Annotated in this window: 18 protein-coding genes; all 18 read right to left on the bottom strand. The window is 33.2% G+C overall.

Going from position 1 to position 16,845, the window contains the following annotated elements; translation table 11 throughout:
• Positions 1-4: 4 nt before the first annotated feature.
• Positions 5-1,108 carry a glycosyltransferase family 4 protein gene (locus D1003_RS06875; RefSeq protein ID WP_153936245.1) on the bottom strand — a complete coding sequence of 368 codons (1,104 nt, stop codon included), beginning with the start codon at positions 1,106-1,108 and terminating at the stop codon, positions 5-7.
• Between the two features lie 23 nt (positions 1,109-1,131).
• Entirely contained in the window at positions 1,132-2,259 is a 1,128-nt protein-coding gene (locus tag D1003_RS06870; protein WP_153936244.1) for an EpsG family protein, read from the bottom strand.
• A gap of 9 nt (positions 2,260-2,268) precedes the next feature.
• The gene (locus D1003_RS06865; protein WP_153936243.1) at positions 2,269-3,264 is read right to left on the bottom strand and encodes a glycosyltransferase family 2 protein; all 996 of its coding nucleotides are present in this window, start codon (positions 3,262-3,264) and stop codon (positions 2,269-2,271) included.
• Between the two features lies 1 nt (position 3,265).
• A complete protein-coding gene (locus D1003_RS06860; RefSeq protein WP_153936242.1) occupies positions 3,266-4,330 on the bottom strand; it encodes a formimidoylglutamase in 1,065 nt (354 codons plus the stop codon).
• Positions 4,331-4,339: 9 nt separating this feature from the next.
• Complete coding sequence (topA, locus tag D1003_RS06855; RefSeq protein ID WP_153936241.1) at positions 4,340-6,859, bottom strand: type I DNA topoisomerase; 2,520 nt, start codon at positions 6,857-6,859, stop codon at positions 4,340-4,342.
• Positions 6,860-7,110: 251 nt separating this feature from the next.
• Positions 7,111-8,067, bottom strand: a complete 957-nt coding sequence (gene ftsY / locus D1003_RS06850) for a signal recognition particle-docking protein FtsY (RefSeq protein WP_153936240.1) — start codon at positions 8,065-8,067, stop codon at positions 7,111-7,113.
• A 100-nt stretch (positions 8,068-8,167) separates the two neighbouring features.
• Complete coding sequence (locus D1003_RS06845; RefSeq protein WP_080985966.1) at positions 8,168-8,317, bottom strand: DUF4295 domain-containing protein; 150 nt, start codon at positions 8,315-8,317, stop codon at positions 8,168-8,170.
• 22 nt (positions 8,318-8,339) lie between these two features.
• Positions 8,340-8,522, bottom strand: coding sequence for a 50S ribosomal protein L33 (rpmG, locus tag D1003_RS06840; protein ID WP_004916141.1), 183 nt, complete (start codon positions 8,520-8,522; stop codon positions 8,340-8,342).
• 10 nt (positions 8,523-8,532) lie between these two features.
• Positions 8,533-8,769, bottom strand: a complete 237-nt coding sequence (gene rpmB / locus D1003_RS06835) for a 50S ribosomal protein L28 (protein ID WP_004916140.1) — start codon at positions 8,767-8,769, stop codon at positions 8,533-8,535.
• A 121-nt stretch (positions 8,770-8,890) separates the two neighbouring features.
• Entirely contained in the window at positions 8,891-10,939 is a 2,049-nt protein-coding gene (locus D1003_RS06830; RefSeq protein ID WP_153936336.1) for a S9 family peptidase, read from the bottom strand.
• A 101-nt stretch (positions 10,940-11,040) separates the two neighbouring features.
• Positions 11,041-11,784, bottom strand: a complete 744-nt coding sequence (locus D1003_RS06825; protein ID WP_052910893.1) for a uroporphyrinogen-III synthase — start codon at positions 11,782-11,784, stop codon at positions 11,041-11,043.
• A gap of 20 nt (positions 11,785-11,804) precedes the next feature.
• On the bottom strand, positions 11,805-12,449 hold the full coding sequence (locus D1003_RS06820) for a DUF4271 domain-containing protein (protein ID WP_052910894.1): 645 nt from the start codon (positions 12,447-12,449) through the stop codon (positions 11,805-11,807).
• Between the two features lie 55 nt (positions 12,450-12,504).
• Entirely contained in the window at positions 12,505-13,599 is a 1,095-nt protein-coding gene (locus D1003_RS06815) for an acyltransferase family protein (protein ID WP_153936239.1), read from the bottom strand.
• A gap of 121 nt (positions 13,600-13,720) precedes the next feature.
• Positions 13,721-14,050 carry a hypothetical protein gene (locus tag D1003_RS06810; RefSeq protein WP_153936238.1) on the bottom strand — a complete coding sequence of 110 codons (330 nt, stop codon included), beginning with the start codon at positions 14,048-14,050 and terminating at the stop codon, positions 13,721-13,723.
• Positions 14,051-14,136: 86 nt separating this feature from the next.
• Complete coding sequence (locus D1003_RS06805; RefSeq protein WP_153936237.1) at positions 14,137-14,991, bottom strand: neutral zinc metallopeptidase; 855 nt, start codon at positions 14,989-14,991, stop codon at positions 14,137-14,139.
• An 18-nt stretch (positions 14,992-15,009) separates the two neighbouring features.
• Entirely contained in the window at positions 15,010-15,495 is a 486-nt protein-coding gene (ribH, locus tag D1003_RS06800; protein WP_052910904.1) for a 6,7-dimethyl-8-ribityllumazine synthase, read from the bottom strand.
• 28 nt (positions 15,496-15,523) lie between these two features.
• Positions 15,524-16,237 (bottom strand): hypothetical protein, encoded by a 714-nt coding sequence (locus D1003_RS06795; RefSeq protein WP_014937690.1) that lies wholly within the window; start codon positions 16,235-16,237, stop codon positions 15,524-15,526.
• 67 nt (positions 16,238-16,304) lie between these two features.
• On the bottom strand, positions 16,305-16,841 hold the full coding sequence (locus tag D1003_RS06790; RefSeq protein WP_038693633.1) for an adenine phosphoribosyltransferase: 537 nt from the start codon (positions 16,839-16,841) through the stop codon (positions 16,305-16,307).
• Positions 16,842-16,845: the final 4 nt, after the last annotated feature.

Raw genomic sequence — 16,845 nt, 5'->3', positions numbered from 1 at the left:
AGTTTTAATTTCTCAATTTTAGAATAAATCTTGGGGTATATGCTCCTACAAAACCTAGCGTCAAAACAAAAACAAGAAGCAGGTTTATATCCATATGTCTAAGAAAATAGACCATTATTATCGTAAACATATAGTAACATAGGATATAAAAAGTTGATTTTTTATGTGATAACCCAAGGTCTAAAAGCTTATGATGAATATGATTCTTGTCTGCTTCCATAGGTGATTTTTTGCTAAGTAGCCTTATCAAAATCACATTGAGGGTATCTACCATTGGTAAAATGAGTATCGCAAACGCAATAACAGGAGCCGTTGGCAGATAATATGGACTTCTTTCTCCACTTAATGTGAAGATATTTATAAAATATATTGCAGTAAATGCTAATAAAAACCCTACTATCATAGAACCCGTATCTCCCATAAATATTTTTTTACTTCTACTACTAGACAAATTGTAGTATAAAAAACCACTTAAAGCTCCTATTATTGAAGAACACAAAATAACCATAGGATAATTACCCTCTCCTAATTTGTAGTAACTAATACCAAAAAGTAAACAACAAATAACAGTATATGTCCCTGCTAAACCATCTATTCCATCTATCAAATTGAACGAGTTTATAATAATTACAATAGTAACTATTGTAAACAAAATACTTATAAAATAGGGCAATTCATAAATACTAAAGAGTCCAAACAAACTTCTTATCCTTACATCAGAACCTATTACCATTAAAGAAGCTACAAATATTTGAATAAATAATTTTTTATACGCCCTCATAATGACAATATCATCCATCACTCCCACATATAATAGAATAATCAGCGTGGGAAATAGAAATTTATATAAATCAAATAGTTCATATCCAAACATCGGAGTAGCTATACCAATAGCATAAAATATGGCTATCCCTCCCAAATTAGGAATTTTACGCACGTGAGAACTCCTAATACCAGGCTCATCCATTAAGTTTTTCCTTTTAGAAATCTTAAGTATGATAGGAATTGAAAAAAAGCATAATATCAATGATACAAAAACAGCACCCACTACCTTTATATAAAATAAAGGTATTCCTAATTGCAGAATTAAATAGTCTAGATAAGCCATATCCTAATTTAAAAAAGTTTAATTTACCATAAATAATTGCTATAATACCATGTATATCCAGCTCTAGTGGCTTGAAGACTACCATAGACAAAATAATAAAAAATAGCAAAACAAACAATTATTAAGTGTAAATATTTTTTATGTTTTTCATTACCTACAGCTGCAATAATATTAGGCAAAACCATTACTATAAAAATCATATATATCATAGCTAATCTTGAAGAAAATATTGGACTCCCTCTGAATATAAAAGACAAACAAATTCCAAACAATGCTATATTCCTCATATATTCATAATAAGGAATTTTCTCACACGCCTCTTCATTATAAGTAACTAGGAAATAGCCATAAAAAATAGCCATCATATCTGTAAAGCTTATTCTCCCCGTTGTTTCACTATTCTCTATCGTTTCGTATGCAGAAAAGCCCTCATAAACCTCAGCAGGCGCTAATGTATCAAACAAGGAAAAATATTGATACACTTGAAATGGAGATAAAATAGCACTAACTACTAAAAAAAGAATAATTCTTGTTTTAGTCATTGGAATTAAGGCTATCCAATAAGCTAAAATAAAAATAGCAGCAGATTTATGAAAACCCATTGCCAAATAAATCATCAATAAAAACAACGGTAAATTTCGTTTTTTAATAAAATGAAAAGAAAAAATAAGAATAGACATTGACACAGCCTGCCTCATATGCCCCCCATCTGCTGTAAAATAAGAAGGAAACATATAAAGCAATAAACTCAACGATGGATAAACCACCGCATTCTCAAAAGTAAAATACTTTGGAAGAATTGAAAATAAAGCTACTACAAATGTGAAAATAAAAAAAGGAAAACCAAAATCATATACATATTTTCCTACCAAAACATAAAGCCACTCAATATCTAACCTCTCACTACCAGAAAAAAAAGCTTTATTATAAACCGTCGTATATGCTGTTTTCTGACCAAAATATTCATACATCTGTACATATACTCCATAGTCTGCACCTACCCCACTCCTAAAACCTACCAAAAGAATCATCACAAATACCACCGCCCACACCGATTTATAATTTTTATAATTATAAACCTCTAAAAAACTATAAGCTATTAAAATTATAGTTATAATGGTAAATATAGGATGTAAAAAAACAATTTTCATTGCTTGTTATTAGTGAATTAGTTTTCTTAACAATCTATTTAAGCCCAACAGGTAAAGTAAATAGTAAACCCGCTTCCCAATCGGCAAAGATACGAGATAATTCTTTCCAAATCTATTATATTGCAATATTTCGCTCTTAGTAATATTTCGTTTAAGGAGAAATCTTTTTAACTCTTCAGATAATTTACAATATACTTTTTCATCTTTAACAAATGCCAAATAGGCTAAAAAAGTATAAAATCCTTCCAAAATCTGAAATCCTTTTAATTCTTCTTTTTTAGACTTATAGAACGATTTTCCAAATGCATCTTCCACATCTTCTACCGCTCTTATAATATCTAGCCCCTTTTCTGTATGGGTTTTAGTAATAGAGTCTGTTCGCTCCAAATATTGATAGTGGTAGGTTTGAGTTTGAGCAATAACTCTGCACTCTAACAATAATTGAGGGATAAGCTGTATATCCTCAAAATGAACTCCTTTTTTAAATCTTTTATTCTGAAATAAATCACTATGAAACAATTTATTACACGCAAAATAACTCATATCAGAAAAGACTGAAAAATGCTCCTCTAGGACTATTTTTTCGGGCATATTAGGTATTTGTGTAAGTCGCTGGGTGACTTCTCCCTTTTCATTTACTTTTTGTAGATTACATACTACCATTTCTGCTCGGTGCTTCTTTGCAAGATGATACATCTCCTCAAACATTGTTTCTCGCACAAAATCGTCACTATCTACAAAGCCTATATACTCACCATTCGCTTGTTCTAAGCCAAAGTTCCTAGCATCACTCAATCCACCATTCTCCTTTTGGAACGCCTTTATTTTATTAGGGTACTTATTTTCGTATTCAGTAATAATAGATTGAGAACCATCATTGCTTCCATCATTTACTATGATAATTTCAATATCCTCTAATGTTTGGTTGACCAAAGAGTCCAAACACTTCTTTAAAAAGCGTTCAACATTATAAACAGGAACAATAACGGAGACTTCTTTCTTCATACTATTTTAAAAATCTAGGATTTAAAAGCCCATTTTTAGCATTATGATAGTCCATTTCTGCACAAGGCAAGCACTTCAAAATGTTATCATTGCTCCCAAAATACCATAATCCACTAAAGGTATCTCTCTTAAAAGTATAATCCTGATTATTGATTACCACTAAATAATTTTCGTATTGGCGTTCTTTAGGGTGAGTTTTCTGTATACTAAAGCCTTCTAAAAAATACCAAATCATTTGAGAAACAAGCTGATTGTAAGCTAAATGAGAAACATCTATATTTACATTAAATAGACCAAAAGCCATTAAGTTTTCACCTAAGCCTATTTCTTTCATATAGGCACAAATTTCCCTCTTATTCAACCCATTAACTTGAGCGTGAAAAGAAAACTCTCCACTAAAACTCTCCACCGCATCAGCACTAAGGCTTACCACTTCCGCCCTTCTTAAGAAAGGCTCCGCCAAATCTGTGCTATTCATCATATCAGCGAGTCTTAGCACTTCAAAATCTATCTCTTTGAGTACAGAAACCGAATGAGGTTCGTTCAAATGTTTTTGATAGCCTAAATGATAATAATTCTTCAGCGAAGCTTCATTCAATATTTTAGACACGAAATTTCGTTCGTTAATCCCCTCCTTTACATCTTCTAAATGTATAAACGAATTGATTTGTGTATAGGTAATCTTCTCTTTATGTTTTTTTACGGCAGAGTATAACGAAAGTGCCAAGTCGTTACCTCCACCAATAACTATAGGTAATGCACCTTCAGCAATACATTTAGAAGCAATTTCAGCAACAATATACTGCGTGTCTTCCAACGATTTCCCCGATATTAGGTCTCCTAAATCACAAATAGGAAAGCTAAAATCACTTTTAGAAAGTTGATATAAACATTTTCTTATTGTACTAAAATCCTTCGCTACCGCAGAGCTACCTGCTCCTCTATCATCAGAGCAAAATAATAATACGACTCCTCCTTCTTTTATCTCATTAGAAACCAAGCTCCCCAGTTGCCAATTTTTATAATTCCCTAGAGGAAAAGACTTTACTATCTCTTCTATAGTCATTAGTATGTACTATTTTTTCTTGGTTGTGGTTTTCTTTTTAGCTATTTTCTTCTCTGCAAAAGCGTTTTTATCTTGGGCCACAATCCATTTTTTAATCTCTTCCAAAGGTATTTCTTTCAATTCTTCAGCAGTGTATTTCTCATCTCCATTTTTAGGAATCCTGAAATTAGTTTTATTAAATTTGATAAACGGTCCCCACCTTCCATTCTCTATAGAAATACCTTCTTTTTCCCATTGTTTAATGTAACGGTTGGCTTCTTTCTCTAGCTTAGCCTCTACTAGCTCTACAATATCATCTTGACTAAGATTTTCAAAATCATACTTCTTAGGCACATTTACGAAAATATTTTTATACTTCAAGAAAGGTCCAAAACGCCCCGTTCCTTTAGTTACAGGCTCTCCTTTAAATGTTGCTATAGGAGCATCGGCTTTCTGTTTTTCTCTGATAAGCTCTTCTGCTCTTTTTTGATTCACAGATAATGGATCTTCCTCCTTGGGAATACTAATATAAGCTTCACCCCACTTCACATAAGGTCCAAAACGACCTACCCCCACCAAAACAGTCTTGCCGTCTACTTTTTCTAAATCAAAAGGAACTTTAAACAAGTCTAAGGCTTCTTCTAACGTAATGGTATTGATATTCTGGTGGGACAATAACGAAGAGTAAATGGGATTATCATCATCACTATCTCCTAGCTGAGCCATAGCTCCATATCTACCAATTCTCACTAAAACCGTCTTTCCTGTTTTAGGATCTTTTCCTAAAATTCTCTCCCCATTGGCTCTCTCCGCATTTTCCTCTACATCTTCTATTTTATCGTGGAATTTTTCATAAAACCCAGACAGCACCTCCTTCCATTTTTCATCACCATTTGCAATATCATCAAAATCTTGTTCCACCTTAGCTGTAAAACCGTAATCTAAAACTTCTGCAAAATTTTCGGTTAAGAAATCATTAACTACAATACCTATATCCGTAGGTACAAATTTATTTTTATCTCCACCGTAATTTTCGGTTAAAACTTCTCTATCTATCTTATTTGAGGTAAGATTAAGTTTAATAATTTCTCTTTCCTGTGGAGCAATCTCTTTTTTATCTACATACTCCCTATTCTGTATGGTCTGTATAGTTGGAGCGTAGGTAGAAGGCCTTCCAATACCCAATTCTTCTAACTTCTTCACTAGCCCTGCCTCTGTATATCGTGCAGGTGGACGAGTGAATTTCTGAACGGAAATAATACTTTGATAAGTTAAGCTTTCCCCAACCCTTACCTTTGGTAAGGTTTTTTCGGCATTCTCTGTATCCTCCTCTTCCGACTTTAATATGCCATAAACTTTTAAAAAACCTTCAAATACAATAACCTCTCCATGAGCCTCAAAATTATACGGCAACTTCGGATTACCTATCTCTACAACTGTTTTTTCTATTTGAGCATTCGTCATTTGACTAGCCAGCGTTCTCTTATAAATAAGTTGATATAGCCTATTAAGTTGAGTATCTCCTGCAACCGTTTTCAGTTTGAAATCTGTGGGGCGAATAGCCTCGTGAGCTTCCTGTGCAGAAGATGATTTAGTAGTGTAATTTCTCGGTTCAGAGTATTCTTGTCCAAATTCTTTTATAATTTGTTCTTTGGCACCTTCTATCGCTTCTTGGGATAAATTAACTGAGTCGGTTCTCATATAGGTAATGTATCCCTCCTCGTACAATCTCTGTGCAATTCTCATAGTAGTGGTAACTCCGTATCCCAGACGATTACTCGCTTCCTGTTGAAGTGTAGAAGTAGTAAAAGGAGCAGAAGCTGTTCTTTTACCTGGTTTTTTTTCTATATTGAGAATTTTAAATTCTGTATTCTTTGATAATGTTAAAAATTCTTTTGCTTCAGCCTCTTCAAAAAAACTTTTTTTCAATTGAGCCGATATTTCCTGATTATCAGAATTTAAAAATTTCCCTTCTGTCTTATAATAAGAATTAGGAACAAAGTCTTGTATCTCCTTTTCTTTTTCTACGATAAGCCTAACTGCAACCGACTGAACCCTACCCGCAGAAAGTCCTGTTTTTACTTTTTTCCAAAGCACAGGAGACATTTCAAAACCTACTATTCTATCCAAAATACGCCTAGCTTGTTGTGCATTTACCAAATTTTTATCAATATTTCTAGGTGTTTCTATGGCTTTTAGAATTGCATTTTTGGTAATTTCGTGGAATACGATTCTTTTTATTTTATCATCTTCTAACTTAAGTTCTTGAGCCAAATGCCAAGCAATGGCTTCCCCTTCTCGGTCTTCATCAGATGCTAGCCATACCACATTTGCTTTCTTCGCTGCTGCTTTCAAATCTGACACCAACTTCTTTTTATCTGCAGACACCTCATACTCTGGAGTAAAGGTACTAAGGTTAATCCCCATTCCTTTTTTAGGCAAATCTCTAATGTGTCCAAAGCTAGACAACACTTTAAAATCTTTACCTAAATATTTTTGTATGGTTTTTGCCTTTGCAGGAGACTCTACGATGACTAAGTTTTTGGGCATGTGTTTTTTTATTTTTTGCAAAAGTATAAACTTTTTAATAAATAGCTATTTATTATTACTTAATTACTTGAAAAATACTTTTTTATTTTTTTTATGTTTTATTTACAAAAAAAGAGATTGCCCTTGTTTTTAGAACAATCTCTTTATAATTAAGTTAATCAAAAATATTAGTATATAACTGTATTAGGTTAATAATACTCCTACTTTTTTATTTAATAATTTAAAGATTTAGTGTTTTATTTTTTGAGTTTTTAGCTCTTTTTCTTAAAGAAAGAATCAACAAACTCTGTGCCATTAAATAACTGCAAGTCTTCCATCTTCTCTCCTACCCCTATATATTTTACAGGAACTTGAAATTGATCTGAAATACCAATAACTACACCTCCCTTTGCTGTACCATCTAGTTTTGTAACGGCAAGAGCGTTAACTTCTGTTGCAGCAGTAAACTGCTTAGCTTGTTCAAATGCATTTTGACCTGTAGAACCATCTAACACCAATAAAACCTCATGTGGAGCCTCAGGGATTACTTTTTGCATCACTCTTTTTATCTTAGACAACTCATTCATTAGGTTCACTTTATTATGAAGCCTTCCTGCTGTATCTATAAGCACTACATCAGCATTTTGAGCTACCGCAGACTGCACTGTATCAAAAGCAACAGAAGCAGGGTCAGAACCCATATTTTGCTTTACAATAGGCACCCCAACTCTCTCACTCCATATTACCAATTGGTCTACCGCTGCTGCCCTAAAAGTATCTGCTGCTCCCAACACCACTTTTTTACCCTGTGTTTTAAACTGATGTGCTAATTTACCTATCGTAGTTGTTTTACCCACTCCATTAACTCCCACTACCATTATTACATAAGGTTTCTTAGTTTCATCTACATTACCTGTATTGGCGTGAGGATTTTCTAAAAGCAATGCTGTAATCTCCTCTTTAAGAAGCTTATGTAGTTCATCTACACCAACATACTTATCCCTAGCAACTCTATCTTCAATTCGTTCGATAATCTTGATGGTTGTCTGAGCCCCCACATCTGACGCAATAAGAACTTCTTCCAAGTCATCTAGAACTTCATCATCTACCTTACTTTTCCCTATGACAGCCTTGGATATTTTTTCAAAAAAGCCTTGACTTGACTTTTCTAACCCCTTATCTAAAGTTTCCTTCTCTTCCTTTTTGAATATTTTTTTAAACCAACTCATATATTTTTATGTATGATTAACAGAAACAAATATATAAAAAAACTACCCAAATAAATTATTTGGATAGCTTTTATATTTCTTATACTAAACGAATAAATACCTATTTTTTCAAATAAGCATCTACATCATCTGCATTCATTACTTTCTCTTCAAAAACATAAGCTCCTGTTTTAGGAGATCTTACCATTTTCACTACTTTAGTCATCTTCTTAGAAGATGTTTGTAGGGTTGCTACTACTTTCTTTGCCATTGTAAAATATCTTTAAAGATGATTACTTAATTTCTTTATGAAGTGTATATTTTTTAAGAACAGGATTATACTTCTTAAGCTCTAATCTTTCTGTTGTATTCTTTTTATTCTTAGTAGTGATGTATCTGCTCATTCCAGCAACACCACTTTCTTTATGCTCTGTACATTCCAAAATCACTTGGACTCTATTTCCTTTTTTTGCCATGATTTCTTAATTATTTGATAAATCCGTTACGAGTTGCTCTTTCTACAGCCTCCTCAATTCCAATCTTGTTAATTACTCTCAATCCGTGAGCAGAAACTTTAAGTGTAATATGTTTCTCTTGCTCAGGAAGGTAAAACTTCTTCTCTAATAAATTAATCTCAAAACGACGCTTCGTTTTGTTATTAGCGTGAGAAACATGGTTTCCTACCATCGCACGCTTTCCTGTTATTTGGCAAATTCTTGACATATCTCGATGTTCTTTTTTTACTACTAAATATTTGAGAGTGCAAAATAAAGAAGTTTTTTTGACATAGCCAAATATTTTTCTAAATTAATTCTCAAAACCAGCACTTTCATCAGATAATACACTACCTGCTTGAGTTTTCTAACTTCATCAAAAAAGCATACTCTAAAGCATCTTCCTTTAGTGACTCAAATCTGCCACTAGCCCCTCCGTGTCCTGAAGAAAAGTCAGTTTTAAAAATCAAAAGGGTTTGGTCTTTTTTCATATCTCGTAGCTTTGCTACCCACTTTGCTGGTTCCCAATATTGCACCTGACTATCGTGATATCCTGTAGTCACTAGTAAATGAGGATAACTTTGAGCCTTGATATTATCATACGGAGAATAGGACTTCATATAATGGTAATATTGTTCTTCTTTAGGATTTCCCCATTCGTCAAACTCACCTGTTGTTAAAGGAATTTCTTCGTCTAGCATCGTGGTAACCACATCTACAAACGGAACTTGTGCAACCGCTCCATTAAAAAGGTTAGGTTCTTCGTTAATAACAGTCCCTACTAATAATCCCCCCGCACTACCTCCCATAGCATAAAGATGCTTTGAAGAAGTATAGTTTTTCTCAATTAGAAATTTGGCACAGTCTATAAAATCGTAAAAGGTATTTTTTTTGTGAAGTAACTTTCCTTTTTCGTACCATTCCCTACCTAAATATTCTCCTCCTCTAATATGTGCAATAGCAAAAACAAAACCTCTATCTAGTAACGACAATCTCCCTCTGGAAAACGAAGCATCTATCGTATGCCCATAGCTTCCATAGCCATAAAGCAACAACGGCGTATCCTTAGAAAGCACCGTATCTTTTCTGTAAACTAAAGATATAGGTATTTGTGTAACACCGTCTCTTGAAGATGCCCATAACCTCTCCGAAGTATAGTTTTCTTTCAAGAATTTACCACCTAAAATTTCTTGCTCTTTAAGAAGTATTTGGGTTTGATGCGTCATATCAAATTCAAAAGTAGCAGATGGCTGAACAAGAGATGAATACCCATATCTTAATTTTGTTGAATTAAAATCTAAATTCAATCCAATATACGCCGTATAGGTTTCCTCTTGAAACGGAAGATAGTATTGTTCACCCGTTTCCCAATGCCTGATGCTAATTTGAAGTAAACCTTCTCTACGCTCTTCCACCACGAGGTAATCTTTGAAAATTTCAAAACCTTCTAACAAAGTATCCTCTCTGTGAGGAATTATCGTTTGCCAATTTTCTTTCTGCGGCTTAGCTACTGGTGTTTTCACTAATTTAAAATTGGTTGCTCCTCCCTCATTGGTAATGATATAAAAATGATTCTGATAATGCTCTACCGCATACTCTAAGCCTTCTTCCCTAGTTTGAACAATTTGCCACGGTGCAAACACATCATCAGCTGGAATAAAACGATGCTCATCTGAAACTGTACTAGAACTGGCAATAAATATATATTCTAAAGATTTAGTTTTAAATAAATTAATATCAAATGAAGTATCTTTTTCGTGGAAAACTAAAACGTCCTCGCTAGGAGAAGTGCCTAGTTTATGTCTAAAAATCTGATATGCTCTAAGACTTTTATCTTTTCTAATATAGAAAAAATGCTCGTTATCATTAGCCCAAACAGCTTTACCTGTGGTGTTTTCTATAACTTCGTTGGAGACTGCTCCCGTTTCCAAATTTTTAATAAAAATACTGTAAATACGTCTTCCTGTTTCGTCTGTAGAATAAGTAGCTAATTGATTATTAGGACTCACCGCCATACTTCCCACATCTAAAAACTTCTTACCTTCCGCTAGTTGATTGGCATCTAACAAAAGTTCTTCCTCCGCTTCTAAAGTTTGATACTTTCTGAAAAAGAGTGGATAATCTTTCCCTTTTTCAAATCTTACAATATACCAATACTCATTAAAAAAATACGGCAACGAAGCATCATCTTCTTTATACCTCGCTTTCATTTCCTCAAAAAGGTCTTTTTGAAAATCTTCGGTATCCTTTAATATAAATTCTGTATAAGCATTTTCTTGCTCAAGATATTCTAAAACCTCAGGAGCATCTCTTTGGTTCAACCAAAAATAAGGGTCTATCCTTTCATCGTTATGAATAACTAGCTTCTGTAGTTTTTTTATTGCTTTAGGTGGTTGCATCATTTTTTATTTTTACTAAAAAGGTCATCTTCATTTCGTTACATTGAAAGATGATGACCTTTTATAATGGGTTTAATATGTTATATTATCTATTTTATCTCCTACTTATTGGCTTTTTTGATGAAGTTTTCTAATGCCATTGTCATAGACGGATTTTCTTTGGTAGGAGCCATAATATCTACTGTTAATCCAGCTTTTTCCGCTTCTGCTTTAGTAGAGTTACCAAAAACAGCTACTTTAAACTTAGACTTTTTATAATCTTTAAAGTTCTCTACCAAAGATTTTATTCCTTGTGGGCTGAAAAATACTAATACATCATAGTTATTTATATTCAAATCAGACAAATCGCTATTAACCGTACGGTACATAATAGCTCTGGTCCAATCCACTCCAGATTCGTCCAAAACCTTAGTTATCCCATCATTGAGAATATCAGAAGAAGGTAAAAGATACTTCTCTGATGGATATTTCTTGAGTAAAGGAATTATATCTGTAGGCAATTTTTCACCAAAACTAATTTTCCTTTTTCTATAAACGATGTGTTTCTGCAAATAATTAGCGATAGCTTCTGACTGGCAAATGTACCTCATAGAATCTGGCACCGAAAAGCGCATTTCTTCTGCAATACGAAAGTAATGGTCTATGGCATTTCGGCTCGTAAAAATAACACCTGTATATTTAGAAAGGTCTATTTTCTGTGTTCTCAAATCCTTACCATCTGCCCCTTGAACATAAATAAACGGACGAAAATCTATTTCTATTTTTTCCTTTTTCGCAAGTTCTAAATAAGGAGACGACTCCGCAGGCTGAGGCTGAGATACTAGAATAGATTTAATTTTTGACATTTTAAAATCTTAAAATTTAATTAAAAGAATAAAAATTTCCAAACCACCAAAAAAGGCAAAATTTGGAGCGTGCAAATATACAAAATTTTATAATACCACTCATCTGGCAGTATAGCCTTATGATGAAATAGATAAACCAAATTTTTAAAAATAAAAGACATACAAAAAAAGACGATATACATATATATCACCCACGCTTTTTCTGTAAGCAAATAATTCTGAACAAACACTAGTCCTATTAGGGCTAAACTATAGCCTAAAAAGAATTTTGTAGTCAAAAAATAAAAACTTTTCCATCGCTCTACTTCCCCTATACTAGCTAAAAAGAAATAGGTAGATACTGTCCTAAAAAAAAACAGAAAAACTAATGCTAAAACAATACTGCCTACTTTATTAGGAGTATATCCAAAAATATTAAAATATTTGGCAAACAAATGTGGATTTATGGGAAGAATATCAGATAAAGCTACAGACGCCAAAATAGTAAACCCTACACTGGTTATAACCCAAGACTGAATAGTATTATTAGCAAATTCTTCTTTAAGAGTAAAAAATTTAATTAAACTTATATCTCTTAAAAGAACACGAAACATTACCACATACAAAAAACCAACTCCTAAAAGAGAGTATATAATCCAATCATTATTTTCTACAATTCTTATCAAGATTATTTTTTTGCAAAAATACTCTTTATTAGATTTCTACAAAAGTAAATTTTATTTAACCAGCACTTGCCGTCTTTCTTCTCAACCAAATTAAAGTATTCCAACCTAAAGCATCTATCTTTTTAAGTAGCTCTGCAATAAATATAGCCAAAACCACATTAACCAAATAAACCATTAAAATTAAAACTCCCCAATGGATATTATCCTGCAAAGAAACCACCATAAAATAAACCAATGATGAACTAATACCTTGTGCAAAATAATAAAAAATGGCATTCTTACCAATATAATTTATAAAATTATCCTTAGTGATTTTAAGCCTGTTATAAAGTACAAATACTGTTATCAAAGAAAGGAACGACCACACAATATACGGTATTCTTGGAGGAAATTTTTGTTTATTTATTTTATAAAAAATATCCGCTCCATAGAACCAAAACATCCATACTAAAATCAGAGCCAAAGCTCCATACAACAGCGGAATATAATTATTCTTTATCCTCTTACCTTTCATTTTATGAGCCACCAAAAATACACCAAGATAAAAAGAAACATATCCCACCTGACCCGTTGGATAATAATGTGGGAAAATATTAAACAATAAAGTTAAACCAAAACATAATATTATAAACCAATTGATATGTTGATGGAAAAACCTTAGTACTAACACTCCTAGTACCGTTAGAATATAATAAACTTTAAGATACCAAAAACTCCCCATAACTACTGGAAAAGTATCACAAGTAGAATATTGATGTAAATACCAATTTCCTAAATTTTCCCATTGAGGAAAATAAGCTATGGATTGTGGTACAAACTTGCTTCCAAAAGTAGCATAAAAACCTTTCAAACTCTCTAAACCAAAAAAGTAAAGCCCAAAAACTTTAAAGAAATAATCTACAAAAAACAATAGTGTTACAAAAATCATATAGGTTACTTGGAGTTTAAGTAGCCTATAAAGTGTTTTTTCTACATTTCCGCCAGAGGTAAGACCACTAAGTGCAAAGAAAATAGGAACATCAAATAACAATGACAGTACTCTAAGTTCCGTAGGAATATAATACTGTCCGCTCCAAAAAGTGGTATGTATAAAAATGATGGATAAAGTGGCTAATCCTTTAGCAAAATCAATGTATAAATCTCTTTTCATTTTCCAGTATTTAATTAACACCTCAAAGATACGTCTTAAAATACAGGAATGGAATAGATGTACACAAAAAAAGTTCGGATATTTCACAACCGAACTTTACTCTTTTTAAAGAAATAACTCCTTATTCTTTGCCTTTTTCTTTATCCTTAAAACGCTTATCTAGTGTGCCGTCTTTTTTAAGTTTACGGTTTTCCTTATAGCGTCTATCTAGCGTACCATCTGCTTTTAATTTTCCTTTATGTTCTCCTTTTTCAAAAGTCTTTTTTCCTTCTTTACCATTTTCAGCAGATTCAGAGTATTCCTTTTTAAAATCTTTTTTTGGGCTTTGCATCTTTTGCTCCTTTCTTATAGCTTTTTCTTGAGCTTTAGATGTTACTGAACCTTGTACTTGTTGAGAGTAAACTGTACTCAATCCTAGTACGAATGACATTGCGATAAGTATTTTTTTCATTTTAATATTATTTGTTCAAGCTAGTATCAAAAACCAGACCCACTTTACCCAAACAATACTAGGATTCAGTTAATATTTTCATAAAATTACTTTAGTAAAACATCAAAGGTATTTCCTTGGCGAATATCACCAGTTTGGTAACCTTTCAAAAACCATTCTTTCCTTTGTGCAGAGCTACCGTGAGTAAAGCTTTCCTGATTAATATACCCCTGTCCTCTTTTTTGAATATTATCATCACCCACAGCTTCAGCAGCACTAATTGCACTCTCTATATCTCCTGGCGTTAAAATACCTTCTCTTTCATCTGTTTTTTTTGCCCACAGCCCTGCATAAAAATCAGCTTGAAGCTCAGTAGCTACAGATACTCTATTCATCTCTGCTTCTGAATATTTCCCACTAGCTCTAAGCAAATTTACCTTTTGAGTAGTTCCCAAAATAGTCTGTACATGGTGCCCTACCTCATGTGCCAAAACATAGGCTACAGAAAATTCGGTAACCTTAGCACCAAATTTACTCTGAAGCTCCGAGAAAAAGCTCATATCCATATAGATAGTTTCATCTGCAGGACAGTAGAAAGGTCCCATATCAGACTGTGCTGTCCCACACCCTGACTGTGTTACGCTTTCAAAAAGTACTACTTTAGGCTTCCGATATTGCATACCATTTTCTGAAAAAATTTTCTGCCAAGTAATATCATTCTCAACAATTAACATCTTAATAAATTCTCTTACATGTAATTCCTCTTGGGTTAATTCTCTCTGCTCCGTTTGTTGAGTACTTCCTAGACTACCTCCTCCTATAATTGAAGAAGGGTCGCCCCCTAGAAAAAATACAATAGCAGCTATGATTAAGGTCCCTATGCCTAGACCACCACCTACAACCATTCCACCTCTTCCTCTTCTATCTTCTACATTATCCCCTCTATTATTAGTCCATCTCATTTTTAGTACTAATCTAAATTAAATATTTTTCTTAAAGTCTATCATTTTTAGAGCTGTAACAGCAGCCTCTACGCCTTTGTTACCTAAATCTCCTCCACTTCGTGCTATTGACTGCTCTCTAGTATCATCTGTAAGTACACAGAATATTGTGGGTGTATCTGTTTGTGTATTACACGCCGTAATACCTTGTGTAACGCCTTGGCAAACATAATCAAAGTGTGAAGTTTCTCCTCGTATTACGCATCCTATAGCTATAACAGCATCAAAATAGCGTTGTTTAGCACATAATCGCATCGCCGCATAGCTGAGTTCAAAAGCCCCTGGCACATAGTAAATCTTTATTTTATCTTTTTTAACACCTTCCTTAAGCAGAGTTTCCACAGCTGCATCACGAAGATTAAAGGTTACAAAATCGTTCCACTCAGAGACAACAATGCCGATGTTGAACTCATCGGCATTTTTAATATCGAGTGGCGTATAATCGGAAAGATTAATAGTTGCCATATTTTTTATTTTAGAGTTACAATGTAATTTAGTAATATTTTACCATTTCTATATAAGCATCTGAAGCTCCACCATCATAATCTTGATATTTCTCATCTATAGTCTCAAAATATTTTTTAGCCTCAGCATTTTTCTTTAGTGCAATTGCTACTAAACCTGCTTTTCTTGTAAAATAATAAGATGTAAATGGATCCTCAGAGATAGATGATGCTTTATCATACTGAACCATAGCATCATCAGCTTTATTAAGATTAGACAGACAATCTCCCATAGCGCCATATTTAAGTGCCATTAGTATCTTATTATCGGATTTGAAAGCTTCTAGTAGGTCATAAGCTTCTTGATACTTTCCTTCTTTGAATTTAAGTAGACCTGCATTGTATGCTGAAAGTTTTCCTGCCTTAGTACCTGAAAATTCTTGGTATGTTCCTAAAAAACCTGGGTTAGCTGCAGATTTACCTCCTAATGCAAGTTCGTTATTGCTTTCTGACAGGTTTTTCTGTGCTGCTAAATACCCTTTTATAGCCTCCTCATTCTTAGGTGCTACTATAAATTGTTGATAAGCAAAATATCCCAATATAGATACCAGTACCAAAGCAAATACACTAACCAAATGTTTAGAATATTTCTCCAAAAATTTTTCAGACTTTAGTGCAGTTTGATCCAATTCCTGAAATATTTCCACAGTCTCCTTTCCTTCTTTTATTTGCTCTTCACTTAATTTATTGTATTTTCCTGACATTTTGATTATTATTTAGTTCGCAAATTTAGTTTTTTCTTTTCTGATACACAAAACTTAATCCTTTCTTTTAGTATTCTAACACTTGATAAATTTCCGAGTTAAATTTCTTTAATTTATCCTCTCCTTTGAGAGCCTTAAGCCCAATTAAAAAACTAAACTGTGTTACCTTTGCGCCTTGTTTCTCCACTAGCTTTGCTGCAGCTTCAGTAGTTCCACCTGTTGCTAAAAGGTCATCGTGAATTAGAACTCTATCTCCAGCTTTTAATTGTCCTTCTTTCATTTCTATCTCTGATGAGCCATACTCTAAATCGTATTTTTGAGAAATAAACGGAGGTGGAAGTTTACCTTTCTTACGAATTAAAACAAAAGGAACTCCTAACTTTACCGCCACAGCTATTCCAAAAAGAAAGCCTCTGCTTTCTATACCACAGACTACATCTACCTTACCTTTACTGAACTCTACCAAATCATCTATGACCTCTTCATAAAGTTCTGGATTAAGAAAAATAGGTGTGATATCCTTAAACTGTATCCCTTCTTTAGGGAAGTTTGGAATGTTATCAATGGTTTGTTCTAATTTTTTAATGAGTTCTTGAGTTGCCATTAGC

The sequence above is a fragment of the Riemerella anatipestifer genome (genome assembly GCF_009663465.1).
Taxonomy (GTDB): Bacteria; Bacteroidota; Bacteroidia; order Flavobacteriales; family Weeksellaceae; genus Riemerella; species Riemerella anatipestifer_C.
Note: the sequence above shows the minus strand (reverse complement) of the source record. Positions and strands in the feature narration are given on the sequence as shown.